This is a genomic window from Listeria sp. ILCC797, from assembly GCF_900186185.1.
GTDB lineage: Bacteria > Bacillota > Bacilli > Lactobacillales > Listeriaceae > Listeria > Listeria goaensis.
This window is the reverse complement of the sequence record NZ_FYBS01000016.1, coordinates 27,945-45,307: the sequence shown is the minus strand read 5'-3', so window position 1 is coordinate 45,307 and position 17,363 is coordinate 27,945. Positions and strand designations below refer to the sequence as shown.

General features: G+C 42.6%; 16 protein-coding genes and 3 pseudogenes. 4 read left to right on the top strand and 15 right to left on the bottom strand.

What is annotated here, in order from left to right:
* The 3 genes and pseudogenes from BN1609_RS13115 to BN1609_RS13105 form a co-directional block, all read right to left on the bottom strand.
* Window positions 1-622 (bottom strand): annotated as a pseudogene (locus tag BN1609_RS13115) (hypothetical protein); the annotation flags it as partial.
* Between the two features lie 218 nt (window positions 623-840).
* A complete protein-coding gene (locus BN1609_RS13110) occupies window positions 841-1,602 on the bottom strand; it encodes a nucleotidyltransferase domain-containing protein (RefSeq protein ID WP_220387170.1) in 762 nt (253 codons plus the stop codon).
* Window positions 1,603-1,615: 13 nt separating this feature from the next.
* A complete protein-coding gene (locus BN1609_RS13105) occupies window positions 1,616-2,116 on the bottom strand; it encodes an N-acetyltransferase (RefSeq protein ID WP_088810464.1) in 501 nt (166 codons plus the stop codon).
* A gap of 114 nt (window positions 2,117-2,230) precedes the next feature.
* Here BN1609_RS13105 and yidA point away from each other — a divergent pair, with 114 nt between their 5' ends.
* Entirely contained in the window at window positions 2,231-3,043 is an 813-nt protein-coding gene (gene yidA / locus BN1609_RS13100; protein ID WP_088816077.1) for a sugar-phosphatase, read from the top strand.
* 53 nt (window positions 3,044-3,096) lie between these two features.
* On the opposite strand, the gene BN1609_RS13095 is transcribed toward yidA, so the two are convergent.
* The 6 genes and pseudogenes from BN1609_RS13095 to BN1609_RS13080 all read right to left on the bottom strand — a co-directional run bounded on the left by BN1609_RS13095 (window position 3,097) and on the right by BN1609_RS13080 (window position 5,262).
* On the bottom strand, window positions 3,097-3,531 hold the full coding sequence (locus tag BN1609_RS13095; RefSeq protein WP_088810466.1) for a DUF805 domain-containing protein: 435 nt from the start codon (window positions 3,529-3,531) through the stop codon (window positions 3,097-3,099).
* 116 nt (window positions 3,532-3,647) lie between these two features.
* A complete protein-coding gene (locus BN1609_RS14205) occupies window positions 3,648-3,869 on the bottom strand; it encodes a hypothetical protein (RefSeq protein ID WP_369821898.1) in 222 nt (73 codons plus the stop codon).
* Window positions 3,870-3,875: 6 nt separating this feature from the next.
* Window positions 3,876-4,043, bottom strand: a pseudogene (locus BN1609_RS14200) (hypothetical protein); the annotation flags it as partial.
* Between the two features lie 48 nt (window positions 4,044-4,091).
* Window positions 4,092-4,646: pseudogene (locus BN1609_RS14135) on the bottom strand (M15 family metallopeptidase); the annotation flags it as partial.
* Complete coding sequence (locus tag BN1609_RS13085; protein ID WP_088816079.1) at window positions 4,643-4,927, bottom strand: holin; 285 nt, start codon at window positions 4,925-4,927, stop codon at window positions 4,643-4,645. The gene BN1609_RS13085 and the pseudogene BN1609_RS14135, both read right to left, overlap by 4 nt.
* A gap of 14 nt (window positions 4,928-4,941) precedes the next feature.
* Entirely contained in the window at window positions 4,942-5,262 is a 321-nt protein-coding gene (locus BN1609_RS13080; protein ID WP_088810469.1) for a hypothetical protein, read from the bottom strand.
* A gap of 178 nt (window positions 5,263-5,440) precedes the next feature.
* Here BN1609_RS13080 and BN1609_RS13075 point away from each other — a divergent pair, with 178 nt between their 5' ends.
* The 3 genes from BN1609_RS13075 (at window position 5,441) to BN1609_RS13065 (ending at window position 8,207) form a co-directional block, all read left to right on the top strand.
* Complete coding sequence (locus BN1609_RS13075) at window positions 5,441-5,851, top strand: helix-turn-helix domain-containing protein (protein ID WP_088810470.1); 411 nt, start codon at window positions 5,441-5,443, stop codon at window positions 5,849-5,851.
* A gap of 90 nt (window positions 5,852-5,941) precedes the next feature.
* Window positions 5,942-6,622 carry a hypothetical protein gene (locus tag BN1609_RS13070; protein WP_088810471.1) on the top strand — a complete coding sequence of 227 codons (681 nt, stop codon included), beginning with the start codon at window positions 5,942-5,944 and terminating at the stop codon, window positions 6,620-6,622.
* A 148-nt stretch (window positions 6,623-6,770) separates the two neighbouring features.
* Window positions 6,771-8,207, top strand: coding sequence for a glycoside hydrolase family 1 protein (locus BN1609_RS13065; protein WP_088816080.1), 1,437 nt, complete (start codon window positions 6,771-6,773; stop codon window positions 8,205-8,207).
* A gap of 77 nt (window positions 8,208-8,284) precedes the next feature.
* Here BN1609_RS13065 and BN1609_RS13060 read toward each other — a convergent pair whose 3' ends face one another.
* The 6 genes from BN1609_RS13060 to yicI form a co-directional block, all read right to left on the bottom strand.
* Window positions 8,285-9,805: a flavocytochrome c gene (locus BN1609_RS13060; RefSeq protein ID WP_088810497.1), complete on the bottom strand. Its 1,521-nt coding sequence runs from the start codon at window positions 9,803-9,805 to the stop codon at window positions 8,285-8,287.
* A 305-nt stretch (window positions 9,806-10,110) separates the two neighbouring features.
* Window positions 10,111-10,752: a histidine phosphatase family protein gene (locus BN1609_RS13055; protein WP_088816081.1), complete on the bottom strand. Its 642-nt coding sequence runs from the start codon at window positions 10,750-10,752 to the stop codon at window positions 10,111-10,113.
* Between the two features lie 93 nt (window positions 10,753-10,845).
* Entirely contained in the window at window positions 10,846-12,336 is a 1,491-nt protein-coding gene (gene xylB, locus BN1609_RS13050; RefSeq protein WP_088816082.1) for a xylulokinase, read from the bottom strand.
* 11 nt (window positions 12,337-12,347) lie between these two features.
* Window positions 12,348-13,655, bottom strand: coding sequence for a xylose isomerase (gene xylA, locus BN1609_RS13045; RefSeq protein WP_088840949.1), 1,308 nt, complete (start codon window positions 13,653-13,655; stop codon window positions 12,348-12,350).
* Window positions 13,656-13,666: 11 nt separating this feature from the next.
* Window positions 13,667-15,055: a glycoside-pentoside-hexuronide (GPH):cation symporter gene (locus BN1609_RS13040; protein ID WP_088810476.1), complete on the bottom strand. Its 1,389-nt coding sequence runs from the start codon at window positions 15,053-15,055 to the stop codon at window positions 13,667-13,669.
* A 27-nt stretch (window positions 15,056-15,082) separates the two neighbouring features.
* Window positions 15,083-17,344, bottom strand: a complete 2,262-nt coding sequence (gene yicI / locus BN1609_RS13035; RefSeq protein ID WP_088840948.1) for an alpha-xylosidase — start codon at window positions 17,342-17,344, stop codon at window positions 15,083-15,085.
* Window positions 17,345-17,363 lie beyond the last annotated feature (19 nt).

Below are 17,363 nucleotides of genomic sequence, written 5' to 3'. Positions count from 1 at the left end.
CTGTCTTCTGTTGTTCATCTTTAATGGACGTGTAGGCGAAGGCTCGGGAATTTAACATCGCGGCTTGAAAATCTTGATGGCTGACGTCTTCTCCTTTGTTCGTCTGTTTCCATGCATCATACTGCAGCTTCATTTGGTCGGCATAAAAGGTGTCCCCGCTGAATAAATCCTCGAGGCTCACTTTACTTTTTGGGACCTCTACTTGTTTTTGCGTGTAGCTGTTTTCAAATTGTGTGGTTGTCGTGGTGGCTCCAATTCGGTTTTCCGTTGTGAACGTGGTCGCATCTAAGTCGCGCATGCCTGCCACAAAGTCATCTAGCTTTTCATAAAACGGGTGGTCGATCGTGTTGCTTACTATGTCCCCGATTTGGTCGGAAAAACGGTAAAGGACGTCAAAATCCTCGAAAATCTCCTGATACTTGGATGTTCGGCTTGTATGGTGAAAGGAAATCACGCCGTCTGTGTCGTAGCGGGCAATGTCGTCTTCGGCTTCTTCTAAATTCTTGGAAACTTTCTTTAAATGGTCGATTGTACCCTTTCCCCATGCGCCTTTCCCGATAAGGCTGCCAATGCTTTTTCCTGCTTTTTCAAAGTCATCTTCCTGATAATGAATATCTTTCACTAAAGCATTCACCTACTTACTACTTTTTCTTTTAGTTTAGCATATGCAAGAAATGCAAGCTGTGGACATTGTGTGAATTTTTCAGTAATATATATCAAATTTCGGGGCACAAATAAAAAAACAAGCGGACAACTAGTAAAATTCATTTTTGAAAATGAGATTCGTACTGGCTGTATGCTTGTTTATTTTTCCTCTTTATAGGACAGCTCTCTTCATCATTATTCCCGCACAAACTTCCTAAAAACGGCATTCAATTTGGCATAGGCAATCGGTTCGGGCGAATCAATGGATTGCACAAATTGTTTGAAATGGCCGATTTGTTCGTTAATATAGGCGTTTAGTTCATCAAGGCGCGGTTCTAAATCGAGTTCATCGCCTGCTTTTTTGCGTACTAAAAGTTCAGACGTTATTTCGCGAATTGGTTCGGGGATTTCAATTTCAGCCATGATTTCATCAAAGAGGACAGGCGGTTCCGCTTCATATTTTTCAATGTAGCTACATGCAAAAAGCGGACGGAGCACATAAAAATATTTTTTAATTTTTACCTGCTCACCTTGCAAATATTCGCGAAAATTTCCTTCCGCCATATGTAAATAATGATAAATTAGCGGTTTTAGTGCCATATTTTCACGACAAAGTTTGCGAAGTTCAGTTGCAAGATTCCCTTTATCACGATATACAATTGGCGAATTCAGCCATTCAAGTAAAGATGGATTGCACTTCCGAAGCAGTTGCAAGCCCTTCTTCAAATCCCAACCGCTCACGTCAAGCGAGTCATCAATCGGGTACTCAATCACGTCGCGCCGCTCCTCCACTGAAACATACCAATCCTCAGAATGTGTATATAAAAACCGTACATCAAAATCGCTATCTTTGGAAGGAAAGCCCCAGGCCCGACTGCCAGACTCCACTGCATACCAAATGGTTACGTTTTGTTCGTGCTCAATTCGTTTTATTTCCTTTTCAACCCATTCCCACACGCTTCTCACCTTCTTAAATTTGGAGTGTGTAGACGCTAACTACGTGCGTTTTTTCTCCAAACTGTGTTGTTTTTTCTTCCTGTTTTTGGTAGCCGAGATGTTCCCAGAAACCTTTTGCCGCCTCATTCTCATTCAAAACGCCGATGCGGAGCGACTTCGCGCCGCCGTCTGTCGCCCAGTCGCGAATGACTTGATGTAAAACGCGTCCAAGTCCTGCTTCCCTCGCGTCTGGCACAAGCAGTAACAGCCCGATAATCCATTCGCCCTTCTTTGGAAAATCCGCCACAACATCAATCAGGCCGATAGGTTCTTCCTGATCATCTAAAATCGCCATGACAAACTTGTCGAATTTCGTTTTCCCATCAGGCAAGTCCGTTAAAATGGCGTGTGCATCACTTGAATTCGCTTTCCGCCCTTGCTCAATTTGAAAGTAATCCTCGCACTTGGCGCATACATGTTCAGCCAAAGCGATATCCTTTTCATTTAAAAATTTTACATGATAATTACGTTTCATACTGTCACACTCTTTTCCACATTTCTTCTTCCATCTTGCCATATTTCCTAGTAAACTTCAATCGCTAGCAGGAATATGCTATACTTAATTGGTATGATTGGAGGAACTGAACTTATGATTAAATTAGTAGCAATTGATATTGATGGCACACTTTTAAACGACCACCACGAAGTAACGACCGAAGTGAAAGAAGCGATTCGAAAAGCAAAAGTAGCTGGCACAAAAATTGTTTTATGTACAGGCCGTCCACTTGTCGGCGTGCAACAATATTTAAGCGAACTTGAACTGCGCGAGGAAGGCGATTATGTCATTAGCTTTAACGGCGCCATGGTTCAAGATACCTTTACGAAAGAAGTCGTATCGCACTTAACGTTAACGAAAGACGACCTCGTTTCACTTTCAAAAATAAGTGATGATGCTGGACTACATATGCACTTCTTCGATGATAAAACGCTCTACACAGCGAATCGGAACATTGGAAAATACACTATTGTAGAAGCTTATTTAACCGGGAGTCAGCTCGTTTTCACTGAAATCGAGAAAATTCCGGCTGATTTCCAAATGTCAAAAGCAATGATGATTGACGAACCAGAAATTCTCGAAGCGGGAATAAAGAAGCTACCAAGCGACCTTGAAGAGCATTACCACCTTGTTCGCAGTGCCCCGTTTTATTTAGAAGTTTTAAACCCGAATGCAAGTAAAGGAAATGCGGTGAAGCAGCTTTCTGAACTTCTTGGCATCAAACAAGATGAAGTGATGTGCATAGGCGACCATGAAAATGATACAACGATGCTTGAATTTGCAGGCACTGCCGTTGCGATGGGCAATGCTATCCCGCGCCTAAAAGATATGGCTGATTTCATTACAGAAACCAACAATAACAGCGGTGTCGCGCGGGCCATTGAAAAATTCATTTTGAATGCTTAAATTAAAAAGCGTTGTAGTTTTCAATAACTACAGCGCTTTTTTTAAACTATTTTTTAAAACCCGTACTCATCATTTTTCGTGTTGCTAGCACCTTCAACGCTAGGTAAACACATGAAAACAAGAATAATAATGCTTCCAACAAACGGAATAAGACCAAGTAGCACGAACCAGCCACTTTTTCCGATGTCATGAAATCTGCGAATCATAAGGCTAATTCCCGGAATAATATTCGCGATTCCAAAGAGCCATACAAGTACGACTACAAAAAGCATTGGTCCTGCATACATTGCTCCAAAAACTTCCCCCGGATAAGCTGTACCCGCTGCTGCTGTTGCAGAAGAAAGACCAACGATTAGCATTAAAATCCAAAAGATTGCCATGATAATCGCATTCCATAGGATAGTATACCAGTATTCCGAACGTGTTGAACGCCCACTAAAGTTCACATAATTCTTCCAATAGGCTTTATAAGCTTCTAAAAATCCCATTTTTTCAACTCCCTTTTTTAAACTATCCAAATTATTATACTATACTTTCAAAGTGAATGATATGTCTAAATTTCGAATTTATTAACCATTTATTCTTTTTTAGCCACACTTTTACACTATTTCAAAAAGTAATTCGGTGTAAAAAAAACCTTTTTTTGTTTCGCGAAGTAGGCACTCTTAAGCCCATTCTCCACTGGATAATGACTAAGCTTCGTGCCAGGCTTGTAGGTTAAAATTGCGCCGCCGTGTAGGTTCATGTCGTCCCACCAAATCGCGAATGCTTTTATTTTCCCTTCAAATTTATCAGTCCCTTTAATGGGCTTCAAATTGGTGACCATCGAGTGGTAAATGTAGCCAGTAACCCATTTCCCGTTTTTGTCTTGAACGGAAGTCTTGTGCCAATAGCGCGAATGCTTCCGAATTTGGACTTTTGTACCCGTTTTCCAAAGCCGAAGTGGCGTTTGTGATTTGAATTGCGGTTTTGGAAGTAGTGGGGTAACATCTTGGACGGTAGCAGAAATGGAATGTTTCTTCACATCATTTTTCGTATTGTGAGCTACTTTTATTTTAAACAATAAAGTGATATTTTGCGAAGCCGTTCCTCTGTAGCCCGTAATGCCGTACTTCGCGGCTAGCTCCATACGATGACCATAGCTTGAGTCAAGCCCAATCAGATTCATATACGCGACGAGCCCTAGATCGTCTGTTTTCGGCGCGCTCGCTTCAAACGAATCCGAACCATAACCTTTGTAATTGAACTGCATATGCGGCTTATCGACAAGCCCCCGCCAATCTCCACCCCATTCAAAACCGAGCGTCTTCGCCTTTGCGATAAACTTCTTCATATCTGCACGGTTGTACCCGTCCCACTGAATCGTTTGCCCTTTCGCTGGGACAAAATCGAATGCCTGCCCAACAATATGGTAAGACTTCATCGTCTGTGATGCGCCACTCGCCACGTGACTCTTTTGCTGCGCAGTAGTTCGGATCGTTTCGTAAATTAAAACTTCGATTTGTTCCCCTTCTGCCCATTTTAAAAGCGAAGTCGCCGCTTTTTTCGTCTGGTTGGCTAATTTTGCGATATTCGCCCAATTTCTCTCGCTGTAATACGTCACTTGCTGTCATCCCCCTTCAAATTCCCATCACGTTTCGTAAACTGTTCAAACAAACCCGTACCGCCTAGTCCTGCTAAGCCGCCAGACCATAACATAACGGAAATTGAGCCGGCACCAGGAATAAACGTTGCCAGGCCTCCAACCGTAATACCTATCATTAAACTTACTAGCGGCAAATAATGCCGCGGAATTTTATTTGTGCTTTTGACAACTTGAACAATTGCAGTTGTTGAAATTGTTAAAAACGTCATATAAGCGAGTAATTCTTCTCCAAAATTCATTTTTTCCATCTCCTTTATGAAAAGCTTTCGACAATGCTTGCAATTAAAAGTGCAGCAACAAGACCAATTGCCCAGTAAAACGAGCGCAAAGCTTTTTCTTCACGTATGTTGGCTGAAACTTCTCTATCAAGTGCGTGTTTTTCGCGGCTAGCAGATTGTGTAAGTGCATTTTTCAGCTCGTTTTCTAGTGCTTTTAGCGAGTTTCTGATTTCATTTAGTGCATGTTGTTCATTTAGTTCTCTCGCATGGCTTTGCTCCTCGATATGTTTGACACGCTTTTTCAAGTATGCCAATTCATTTTCTAATTGCACGACCTTCTCTTTCATCACTTCCACTTTCAACACCTCCGTTTTGATAGCAGCCTTTTAAAAAGTCGCATTTTTGCAACTTCCTTCATTATACGCGATTGTTGATTTTCTCACAAAAAAAGTATCGCAAAAATGCGACTATCCATTGTAAAACTTGGTGAGATAAGATATACTTTCTATAAATCTCTGGAAAGAGGGGCTTTCAATGCATGTTGGTGAGCGAATAAAAACAAGACGCAAACAATTAAAGATTAGCGCAGATGAAATTGCTAAAAAGTTAGCGGTTTCCAGGTCGACTATTTTTAGATATGAAAACGGTGAGATTGAAAAACTGCCTGTTGGCATGCTCAAGGCGATTGCTGATATGTTAGAAACGACTCCGAGTAAATTGATGGGGTGGGAAACTGAAACAAGCGAAGATTTCATCGCAATTTTTGAAGAGCTAGAGCCGGATAGACAAAGGCTGGTTTACAATTTTGCGGCGGAACAACTGGCAGCACAAAGACAAATGAAAGTTCTAGATTCCTCGACCATCGCGGCTCATTTGGAGGACGATGTCACAGAGCTTGAAATGCAAGAAATTCTGGGCTTTATTGAGAATATCAAAAAGAACTAGGACGTCTAACTTTTGTAAAAAAATAAAAAGAAAAATGGGTATAAACGTAGCATGCGATTATATAAATACAACAGTAGAAGGGGTCGTTAGATGAAACATCGTAGAAAAATTTTATTTACAGCTTTGCTAGCAACAAGTCTTTTGGGAGGATGTGGGGAGCTTCCTCTCGAAATTAATCAAACACCTGAAAATGGCTATGATTTAACCTATTATGGAACAACTGATGTAGGCGCTGAGATAACGTTTACAGATGCGGCTCGTAATGAAGAAAAGGCAATTGCAGAAGACGGCAGGTTTGCTATCCATGTTCCACGGACAACCTCTAAAGCGTCGTATGAAATCATTGCAAAAAAAGAGGGCGAAGAAGCAACAAATTCATTTACAATTCCGAAACAAAAAACATTGGTTGATTATGAGGTGCTGAAAGACCAGTTTACACTTCCGCTACCTGGTGCCCCGCAAGCGGATACAAAAGTGACGACTGGATTTAATATTGCCTGTGACGGGAACAACGTAATGGCTATTTCTCTCGTTTATGCGCCCAGTACCGAGCTTGACATGGGTATTTACGATTATGACAATTTCCAAAATGCCATTGAAGCGGTCATGCGTGCGGTTGGCTCAGAAGATAAGCTAGATAAAGTTTTAGATACTTTCGACGCTAGTCATAAGAAACACAGTACTACGAAAGTGACAGTAGATCATGCAACTTATAAATTCTCTACTGATAAGAGCCTGGATGTAACAACATTAGAGATATATCCAAATTAAATTTGCCTTACTGATCACCCCTTAGCCTGAAGGTTATAGAGGTGTTTGCTATTTTCCTAGCATACTCTTTCACTTCCAATTGAAAAGATTATACTTTAAAATAAAGAAGTAATGTGTTTTATGATTAATGATTTGAGGAGGATTTTAAATGGAACACAAAAAACGGACAAGTTTTCCGAAAGATTTTTTATGGGGTTCAGCTTCTGCTGCTTATCAAATTGAAGGTGCATGGGATACAGATGGTAAAGGACCTTCTGTTTGGGACAACTACGTACGAATTCCCGGCACGACTTATGAAGGAACAAATGGTGATGTAGCGGTTGACCATTACCATCGCTATAAAGAGGACGTGAAACTCATGGCGGACGCTGGACTAAGAGCATACCGCTTTTCGATTGCTTGGTCGCGTATTTTCCCACAAGGTAAAGGGGAATTAAACGAAGCTGGCTTGAAATTTTACGATGACTTAATTGATGAGTTATTAAAATACGATATTGAACCGCTTGTTACGATTTATCATTGGGATATTCCGCAAGCGCTATTTGATGAATACGGCGGTTGGGAATCACGCGAAGTCATTCGTGATTTTACTAATTATGCGATTACGCTATTTAAGCGCTACGGCGACCGTGTTAAATATTGGGTTTCTTTAAACGAGCAAAATATTTTTGTTGGAATGGGCTACGGACAGGCGCTTCACCCGCCAAAAGTTTCAGATTCAAAACGGATGTATGCTGTTAACCATATTGCAAACTTGGCGAATGCTAGTGTGATTCAAGCTTTCCATGAAATTGTTCCTGATGGTAAAATCGGACCAAGTTTTGCCTACACGCCTCACTATCCGATTGATACGGATCCAAAAAACGTTCAAGCAGCCGATGATGCGGAAGAATTGAATAGTTATTTTTGGATGGACGTTTACGCATATGGTCGCTATCCAAGTGCAGTATGGAAATATTTAGTGGAACAAGACATTGCGCCTACAATTGAAGATGGCGATATGGAATTGCTTCGCGCTGGCAAACCTGATTTTATGGGCGTCAATTATTATCAGTCTGCAACAGTTGCTTACAACCCGCTTGACGGTGTTGGCATGAGCAATGAAATGAATACGACGGGTAAAAAAGGGACTTCGAAGGAAACAGGGGTACCAGGCGTTTATAAAAAACTGGTTAATCCATTTGTGAAAACGACAAATTGGGACTGGACTATTGACCCGAAAGGTTTACAAATTGCCTTGCGCCGCATTAACAGCCGCTATCAACTTCCTATTTTAATCACAGAAAATGGTTTAGGTGAATTTGATAAGCTGGAAGACGGGCAAATTCACGATGAATATCGCATCGAGTATTTGGCGAGTCATGTGACGGCGATTCGTGATGCGATTAGCGACGGCGTGGATATGCTTGGCTACTGCACGTGGAGCTTTACGGACTTGCTTAGCTGGTTGAACGGCTATCAAAAGCGCTATGGTTTCGTTTATGTGGACCGCGATGTGTCTGACGATGCACCGATGACGCGTATCCCGAAAGATAGCTTCTACTGGTATAAAAAAGTGATTGAAACAAATGGTGAAGAATTATAATAAAAGTTGATGACGACAATCAAAAAAAGTAGGATGGCACTTCGGCCATCCTACTTTTTTGATAAGGGCATTTCAATTTATTGTGCGTTCACAAATTCTGCTGATTTAATTCCGGCTTGGCGACCGAAAATAATAATTTCCGCCACCGAGTTTCCGCCGATTCGATTTTCTCCGTGTAAGCCGCCAGCTACTTCTCCAGCCGCGAATAACCCGGTAATTGGTTGCCCCTCTTTATTTAGCACTTCCGTATTCGTATTAATTTTCACACCGCCCATTGTGTAGTGGACGCCTGGACCGATTTTAATCGCATAATATGGCGCTTTGGATAAATCATTATCCATACCTGTCGTACGACCAAATTCAGCATCTTTTTTACTAGCTACACTTTGGTTCCATGTATTTAATGTTGCTTCCAAGTCAGTAGCTGGAACATCAATTTCTTTAGCTAAAGCCTCAATCGTATCCGCCTTTTTCACAAAGCCCATTTCTTCATATTGCTTAATTGCCTTCACACGTTCTGTTACGCCTGCATCAAAAACTAAATAAGCCGTTCTTTCTGGCAATTTATTAATAGCAGCAGTCACTTTATCTCGTGTGTCTAGTTCATTTGTGAAACGCTTGCCGTCGCTATTAACTAAAATGGCACCTTCACCACGAACTGCTTCCCCAATTAAATACGATTTTTCTTGTTGAACCGTTGGGTGAACTTGAATTTGATCCATATCAACCGTTGTACCGCCAAGTTTCTCAATCATCTTGATACCATCGCCAGTACTACCTTCTTGGTTCGTTGTAACATAACCTTTTAAATCTGGACGAACTTTTTCAATCAATTCAGCATTAGCACCGTATCCACCGGTAGTAACAACAACTGCGTCTGCTGTGATATTTTTCTTCGTCTTATCATTGAACACGACTTTCACGCCGTTTACTTTGCCATCTTTTTCAGTAATTTCCGTTACATTTGCATTGACAAACGTTGGAATTTCTTCTTTTTTCACATTTTCTAACAGGCCATCTACTAAATATTGTCCTACTGCGGAACCGTCTTCTGGACGATGCGTCCGTTTTTCATTCATTCCGCCTGTAATGGTAATATTATTTAGCGTAATTCCTTTTGAATCGAGCCAATCAATTGCGTCGGCGGAGTTATCTACAAAGAAGCGTAGCATTTCTTTATCATTCGTTCCGTGTCCGCCTGCTAAAGTTTCCTCATAAAAGAGGTCGTTACTGTCTTCAATCCCTTGTTCTTTTTGAAATTTAGTTTCTGAAGCGTTCATACCAGACGATGCTTTGGACGTATTTCCTCCTGCAACTGGCATTTTTTCGAAAATAACTGGGTTTAAGCCTTTTTCTTTTGCTTCAAGTGCTGCGGACATTCCTGCACCACCTGCACCGATGATAATGATGTCGTAATGGTCTTCCAGTTTATCTAGTGATGTATAGCTCGCTTGAGATGCTCCTGAATTTGCTTCCGTAGCTTCCTCTTTTTCACTAGCCTTACTTTTTTCGTTTGACTTATCACTGGACCCGCACCCTGCTAGTACGAGTGTGATAGAAAGGATAAAAATAAGTGTAGCTAATAATTTCTTTTTCATTGTTAAACCTCCGTTTTTTCCCTTTTTCACGTTTATACCCTTACCTTGTGAACACGTGAACAAGCATAACATAAAATAAACTCCTTGTGTGCGAATTCACAAAAAAAGTGCTCAAAAAAACAAAAATAAAAGCCGCTATCCTTGTTTTAGGATAGCGGCTTTTATTTCGTAAATACATTTGGCTCGAAATTAAGCTTCTTATACAAAACAATTTTAGAATTCGCTTTAATTTCATCTGCTCTTTGCACAGTTTACGATATTTCTCCCCATCTGGGATTTCATGAAAATTAACTTTTCTTATTAAATTATACGCGCGCCTTGTCTAAATGCGCGGTGTCATTAAGTTGTACGATATTAAATTGGCCATTCTCATATTCGACTTTACTAATACTTGTATTTAAAATTCGTTCGCCTTCTGCGCGGTGGTCTGACATTTTTCCGCCTCCTAAAAGATACATCAGGAGCGTTAACGTCATGCCGTGAGAAACGACGAGAATATGACCGCTTTTTTGTTCAGAAATAAGCTTTTGCATGCCTTTTTGAACGCGTTCTTCTAGCTCATAATAAGTTTCGCCGCCATTTTCGCTTGCGTCAAATGTCGCTGGGCTATGTAGCATCGCTTCACGCGCTTCTTTAAACTGAACATCTAGTTCGCTGACACGCACGCCTTCCCATGAGCCAAAGCTCATCTCACGAAACTCTTCGGTAAGGTGAATCGGGACTTTTTTTCCACTTAAAATGTATTTGGCTGTATCTTGTGTACGTTTACTTGGACTCACGTAAGCTGCTTTAAAAGGAATATCTTGAAGTGCCTCGCCGACTAAAATTGCGCCATTTTTCCCTTCGGATACGAGCGGGGAGTCTCCCCAGCCTTGCATTTGTCCAGTTAAATTCCATTCTGTTTTGCCGTGTCTTACAAAATAAATTGTCAATTTGCCTTGTTCCAATTCATTTCCTCCTATAATTCAAACACTAATAGATATTATTGTACCACTCCATCTATTTTTTTAAAAGAGGACGAATTTCGCTCATTTTCGGCTTTAAAGCTTGGCTAGACTTGTTGAAAGCGATTTAGTCGCCTTGTAAATTTCGCGATAAATCAGATAGATTTTTTCATATTTTGCTACATTTTGCGCATTTGGCGTATATAATTGACCTTGATACGTGACAAAAGTTTCCGCGCATGCATTTAAATCCGGATAAATCCCGAGCCCTGTAGCGGCAATCATAGCGGCCCCAAGGCCCGGACCTTGCTCACTCGTTAGCGTTCGCACATTTCGGTTGTAAATGTCCGCTTGCATTTGAAGCCATAGCGGGTTTTTGGCACCTCCGCCAACTGCAACGATTTCCGCCGCATCACGTCCTGCCAGTTTTAACAGCTCAAAAGCATCACGCAGTGAAAAAGTAATGCCCTCAATAACCGCGCGCATGAAGTGACTGCGCGTATGCTGGCCGTCAATGCCAATAAAAGCACCGCGAATCTCGCTATCCGTGTACGGGGTGCGCTCACCGCTTATATACGGCGTAAACAGCAAGCCTTCCGCACCAACTGGGATTTTCTTAGCCCCTTCAAAAAGTGCGTCAAAATCTTCGTCTGGCGCGAATTCCCGCTTAAACCAGTTCAAACTATTGCCCGCAGAAAGCGTCACGCCCATTGAATAAAAAGACCCTTCTTCTACATGGTTAAAAAAATGTAACGGTGACGCGTCGGCCTCCAAAATGTCCGATTCGAAACTTAGGAAGACGCCACTCGTTCCAATGCTCGACAGTGCAAGACCTGGTTTTGTGATGCCGGCACCAATTGCAGCTACTGCGTTGTCCGCTCCGCCCATGAATACTTTCGCGCTCGTTTGAATCCCGAGTTGCCGCGCGAGTTCCGGTGTGACCGTTCCGATGCAAGTCGTTGATGAAACGAGTTTTGGTAGCGTTTGCCTTGGGATTTGAAACGCGGTTAAGATTTCCTCTGAATAGGTTTTCTTTTGGACGTCAAGGAGCAGTGTGCCGGCTGCGTCGGAGTAATCGGTGCAAAGTTCGCCCGTTAAAATGTAGGCCAAATAGTCTTTTGGCAAACAAAAATGCGCCGCCTGATCCCATGTTTTCGGTTCATTTTGAGCAAGCCAGACCAATTTAGGGAGCGTGAAGCCTTCCAGCACATCATTTCGCGTAATCGATTTAATGTCAGGCATCTTCTCCCGAATATACTTACACGCCTCCGTTGTACGGACGTCATTCCACAAAATGGCCGGGCGCACCACTTCCATCTCGCTGTCCATCACAACAAGACTGTGCATTTGCCCCGAAAAACTAATGCCTAGAAGCTCCGCCTTTAAATCAGGCACCGCCTCGTGAAGCGCTTGAAATACCACCTTTAAGGCACGCACCCATTCAGCCGGATTTTGCTCGCTGTAGCCCCTTCGCTCACTAATTAGCGGGTAATCGCTTGCGGCGTCTGCAATGAGCTCGCCCGCTTCACTCATCAAAACCGCTTTTAACGCGCTCGTTCCTAAATCTAAACCTAACACATAACCCATTTTTTTCTCCTTTAAATTAAATAATCGTTCAAGCGTGACTTCACATATTCAATGTGGCTTGACGCGTTTTTGACTTCCTCATTTGCTAGCGCATATTCAGTTAGCGTTTCTAGGTCTTCCTCGCCTTTCAAAATGCGTGCGCCAATTCCTTCGCGGAAGCTTGCGTATCGTTCTTCCTTAATTTTTTCAAAAAAGCGCTCTTCTGTAAGTTTTGCTGCTGCTTTTAATCCCCGTGCGTACGTGTCCATGCCAGCGATGTGTGCAAGCAGAAGGTCTGCCATCGCAAATGAACTGCGGCGAACTTTGGCATCAAAATTAATGCCGCCTGGCGCGATTCCGCCGTTTTGCAAGATTTCATACATCGTGAGCGTTGTGTCATACACATTTGTCGGGAACTCGTCGGTATCCCAGCCGAGCAGCAGATCGCCTTGGTTCGCATCAATCGATCCGAGCGCGTTGTAGGTGCGCGCCACATTTAATTCGTGTTCAAACGTGTGGCCAGCAAGCGTTGCATGGTTCGCCTCTAAATTCAATTTAAAATCATTTTCGAGACCGTATTTTTGTAAGAAAGCCATTGTTGTGGCCGCATCGAAATCGTATTGGTGTTTCGTTGGTTCTTTTGGTTTTGGCTCGATTAAAAATTGTACGTCGTGACCGATTTCTTTCGCATAACGAATCGCCATTTTATACATCCGCGCCATGTTCGCCTGTTCAAATCCCATATCCGTATTTAAAAGCGATTCATAACCTTCACGGCCGCCCCAAAAGACGTAATTTTTGCCGCCTAGTTTTTTACTAATATCGAGGCCTTTTTTAATTTGGGCGGCTGAGACGGCGTATACGTCCGCATTATTCGTCGAAGCAGCTCCGTTTAAAAAGCGCGGGTGCGTAAATAAATTTGCCGTATTCCATAGCAATTTGATGCCCGTCTGCGCCATTTTCTGCTGAATTAAATCCGTGATTTCATCTAAATTGCGCATGAATTCTTGAAGGGAGTTGCCTTCTGGCGCAATGTCCACATCATGGAAACAAAAATACTCCACGCCTAGCTTCTCCAAAATCTCAAAAAACATGTCTACCCGATTTCTCGCGAGCTCCATTTCCGTTGCCCCGTGTACATCGCGAACATTCGTTGCCGCACCAAACGGGTCAGATCCGTCTTGCGTCATGGTGTGCCAGTAAGCGACTGCAAAGCGCAAATGCTCCTTCATCGTTTTTCCTAAAACAACCTCTTCTGGATTGTAATGTCTAAATGCAAATGGATTTTCGGAAGTTACACCTTCATAATTAATTTTTTCGATTTGTTTAAAATAAGTCATCATTTTCTCCTTTATTTTTCGTTTTCTCTAAACGCGCGATTTCGTTCTTCTAACTCTACTAAATATTGTTTTTCCTGTTTGTCAGCTCGGTAGAAAAATAGTGCGATAGCTGCAATGGCAAAGCCAACAATTGGAATCCAAACGAAATTAAATTCGATGGCACGAAGGGATGCGTCGGTTTGAACTTGGTTCGCCTGATAACCGCCCATCGCCAAAATTCCAGCCGTCAAGGCACCGCCGATACCCATACCAAATTTTGCCCCAAAGCTAGAAGCCGATGTCAATAGCCCTTGGGCGCGTACACCGTTCTTCCATTCGCCGTAATCAACTGTGTCGGCAAGCATAACGGATAACAATCCGGAAATAAAACCAGTTCCAAAAGCATTAATGATAACCCCAACAATAATAATCGCGATACTCAAATTGTGTGCCCCGACACCCATGATGACTTGGCCAACAATTGCAAGCGCTAGCCCCATCACCATCGTGTTTCGCTTACCAATTCGTCCAGCGACAGCAGGTGTAAATAATAATGTCAGAAGCGATCCAAATGCGAGCGCCATAATGATGGGCACTAAATCTTCACGACCGAGATTGTATTTAAAGAAATACACCGTCGTTTGATTTTTCATCGTCATCGCCATCCAGTAAATGAAGTTCATTAGAATCATAATCATCCACGGCCAGTTACGCTTCATTGCTTTGACGCTATCCTTGACGCGCACCACTTTTTGAACGTTAGTGACGCGCTCTTTTGTGTTGACGAAAGTATTTAAAAGTAAAACAACAGCGACGATTGAAAAGAGCAAAATCGTTAGGAAAAAGCCTTTTTGCTGGTCGCCAGAACCGAGTAGCGCCACAATTGGCAAGGTGAAAACGGTTACGATAATTTGCCCGAGCGTGCCACCAAATTGGCGAATAGTTCCGAGCACTGTCCGCTCTTTCGGGTTGTTCGTCAAACTTGGCAAAATCGATGTAATTGGCAAATTCACACATGAATAAAAAATGCCGACTAAAATGTACGTCACATATGCCCAAACAATTTTTCCGCCGTCCGATAAGTCTGGCGTTGTAAATGTGAGCACACACATCAAGCCAAACGGAATGGAGAACCATAAAAAAAACGGCCTGCTTTTCCCCCATTTTGTATGTGTTCGGTCAATAAAAATCCCAATGATTGGTCCGTCAAACGCGTCAATGACACGTGCGACTAAAAACAGCGTTCCCACTGCCGCCGCACTAATGCCATAAACATCCGTATAGAAAAACATTAAATACGTTCCGATAACTTGAAATGCTAAATTACATGCTGTGTCGCTTAAGCCATAACTAATTCTTTCTTTCCATGGAACCATTGCTTTCAGAGGTGCTGCCTCTTTTATACGTTCAGTTGCTTCCATTTCGTTACCCTCACTTTTTTAATTTTTTTACTTCAGACGAAGATTTTTTGCTCCCTCAAAACGCAGTACATCACCCGAACCGGGCTTATGCCAAACAACAGAATAATGTGCGATGTTTTCTACATCAACAGAAACAACATCTGCTTGTTTATTCACCGTGACACGCGCCACTTCTTCACCCGCTTTAGAAAAAATCGGCTCTGTGACAGAAACGTCCGCCCCGTCAAAACCGTATACGTGGATTTCTGGGTTCGCCACGTAATCGTACTCGGCGCGCTCACCTTCTCTGCCCATCACAATCACACTGTTTTCTCTCGCAAGCAGTGGAAACGACATATAATCATGCGTTTCGCTGTACCACTTTTCGCCTTCATATGTTTTTTCGGTTAAAATGTTCGTCCATTTCCCTTGTGGCAAGTAAAATTCACCTCTACCCGCAGAATTGAAAATCGGGGCCACTAAGAGCGCGTCACCGAGCATATATTGCCGATCCAACGTTTGCGCCGTCAAATCCTTCGGAAAACTCATCACCATCGGGCGCATCATTGGAATGCCCGTTTGATGTGCCAACACCGCATGACGGAACAAGTACGGCATTAAACGCAGTTTTAGCTTCGTAAATTTGCGCGTTACTTCCGTCGCCTCATCATCAAACACCCACGGAACGCGGTATTCGACATTGCCGTGATAGCGACTATGAGAAGATAAAAGTCCAAATTGCGTCCAGCGTTTGTAAATATCTGGCGTCGCGCCTTCTTCAAAGCCGCCGATATCATGACTCCAGAAGCTAAAACCAGATAGCATGAAGGACAAGCCGCCTCGAAGCGATTCCGCCATGGATTCATACGTCGATAAGCAGTCACCGCCCCAATGAACGGGAAATTTCTGACTACCCGCTGTAGCTGACCTTGCAAACACAACAGCCTCGCCTGGTTTCTTGCGTTCTAAGAGCTCATACACCGCCTCGTTATATTGATACGCATAATAATTGTGCATTTTTTCAGGATCAGATCCATCAAAGTATGTAACGTCAGTTGGAATTCGCTCACCAAAATCCGTTTTAAACGCGTCCACACCCATATCCATGAGCGCTTCTAGTTTCGACAAGTACCACGCTTTCGCTTCCGGGTTCGTAAAATCGACCACCGCCTGGCCACCCTGCCATAAATCCCACTGCCAAACAGAACCATCTTTACGTTTAATGAAATAGTCGTTCGCTTTCCCTTCCGCAAATAAAGCCGATTTTTGCGCAATATAAGGATTTATCCAGACGCAAATTTTCAACCCTTTTTCCTTCAAACGTTTTAACATCGCTTCTGGATTCGGAAACACTCGCTTATCCCATTCGAAATTGCACCATTCAAAGTCTTTCATCCAGAAGCAATCAAAGTGAAACACTTCAAGTGGAATATCGCGTTCTTTCATGCCATCTATGAAGCGATTGACCGTTTCCTCGTCGTAATCTGTGCAAAACGATGTGCTGAGCCACAAACCAAACGACCATGCTGGCGGCAGTGCTGGTTTGCCCATCAAATCTGTATATTTCTGGACTATATCGGCCATTGTCGGCCCGTAAATCACATAATACTCAAGCGTCTCGCCTGCCACACTAAACTGATTTTTCGACACGTGCTCTGTCCCAATTTCAAACGATACGTGTTCCGGGTGATTGACGAAAACGCCATACCCTTTATTACTTATGAAAAAAGGGACGTTTTTATAGGACTGGTCGCTACTTGTTCCGCCGTCTTTATTCCAAATATCAACCGTCTGCCCATTTTTCACAAAATTCGTAAACCGCTCGCCTAATCCGTAAATGTTTTCGCCAACAGCAAGGTTCAGCCTTTCGCGCATAAAATTGCCGTCCGCCGTTTCAATGTAACCTTGTCCGTTTATATCAGATGTTGTAAGGAGCGTATCATTTCCGAAAAACGCAATTTTATAGCTCGTTTTATCGAGCTCGGCTTTTAAGGCGCCAGATTGAACGACAATTTTTTCTTGCGTATCCGTTGTTTCTAGCTCTCGTTTGCTTTTCTTGACTGGAAATTCCGGACCTTTTTTTAGTCCCCCATCATGATGTTTTAAAGTGATTTTGAGAATATCTTCTTTTGGTGTTTCTAAACCGACCGTCATCATTCCTAAATTCAATGTGTCGCCACGAGTTTCAATTTTCTTAAACGGCGCATAAACTTCAATTGAATCCGCTTTCATTTTGTAATCAAAAATTTCTTTTGGCGTGTGAATTGTGTAGCCTTCTTTGACGAGCCAAATCCCATCTGTAAATTTCATGACTTTTCCTCCCATTCAT

Coding starts and splice junctions, on each gene's coding strand:
- BN1609_RS13105 (WP_088810464.1), bottom strand. CDS start 2,116: ATGAAACGTAATTATCATGTAAAATTTTTAAATGAAAAGGATATCGCT.
- yidA (WP_088816077.1), top strand. CDS start 2,231: ATGATTAAATTAGTAGCAATTGATATTGATGGCACACTTTTAAACGAC.
- BN1609_RS13095 (WP_088810466.1), bottom strand. CDS start 3,531: ATGGGATTTTTAGAAGCTTATAAAGCCTATTGGAAGAATTATGTGAAC.
- BN1609_RS14205 (WP_369821898.1), bottom strand. CDS start 3,869: ATGGTCACCAATTTGAAGCCCATTAAAGGGACTGATAAATTTGAAGGG.
- BN1609_RS13085 (WP_088816079.1), bottom strand. CDS start 4,927: ATGAATTTTGGAGAAGAATTACTCGCTTATATGACGTTTTTAACAATT.
- BN1609_RS13075 (WP_088810470.1), top strand. CDS start 5,441: ATGCATGTTGGTGAGCGAATAAAAACAAGACGCAAACAATTAAAGATT.
- BN1609_RS13070 (WP_088810471.1), top strand. CDS start 5,942: ATGAAACATCGTAGAAAAATTTTATTTACAGCTTTGCTAGCAACAAGT.
- BN1609_RS13065 (WP_088816080.1), top strand. CDS start 6,771: ATGGAACACAAAAAACGGACAAGTTTTCCGAAAGATTTTTTATGGGGT.
- BN1609_RS13060 (WP_088810497.1), bottom strand. CDS start 9,805: ATGAAAAAGAAATTATTAGCTACACTTATTTTTATCCTTTCTATCACA.
- xylB (WP_088816082.1), bottom strand. CDS start 12,336: ATGGGTTATGTGTTAGGTTTAGATTTAGGAACGAGCGCGTTAAAAGCG.
- xylA (WP_088840949.1), bottom strand. CDS start 13,655: ATGACTTATTTTAAACAAATCGAAAAAATTAATTATGAAGGTGTAACT.
- BN1609_RS13040 (WP_088810476.1), bottom strand. CDS start 15,055: ATGGAAGCAACTGAACGTATAAAAGAGGCAGCACCTCTGAAAGCAATG.
- yicI (WP_088840948.1), bottom strand. CDS start 17,344: ATGAAATTTACAGATGGGATTTGGCTCGTCAAAGAAGGCTACACAATT.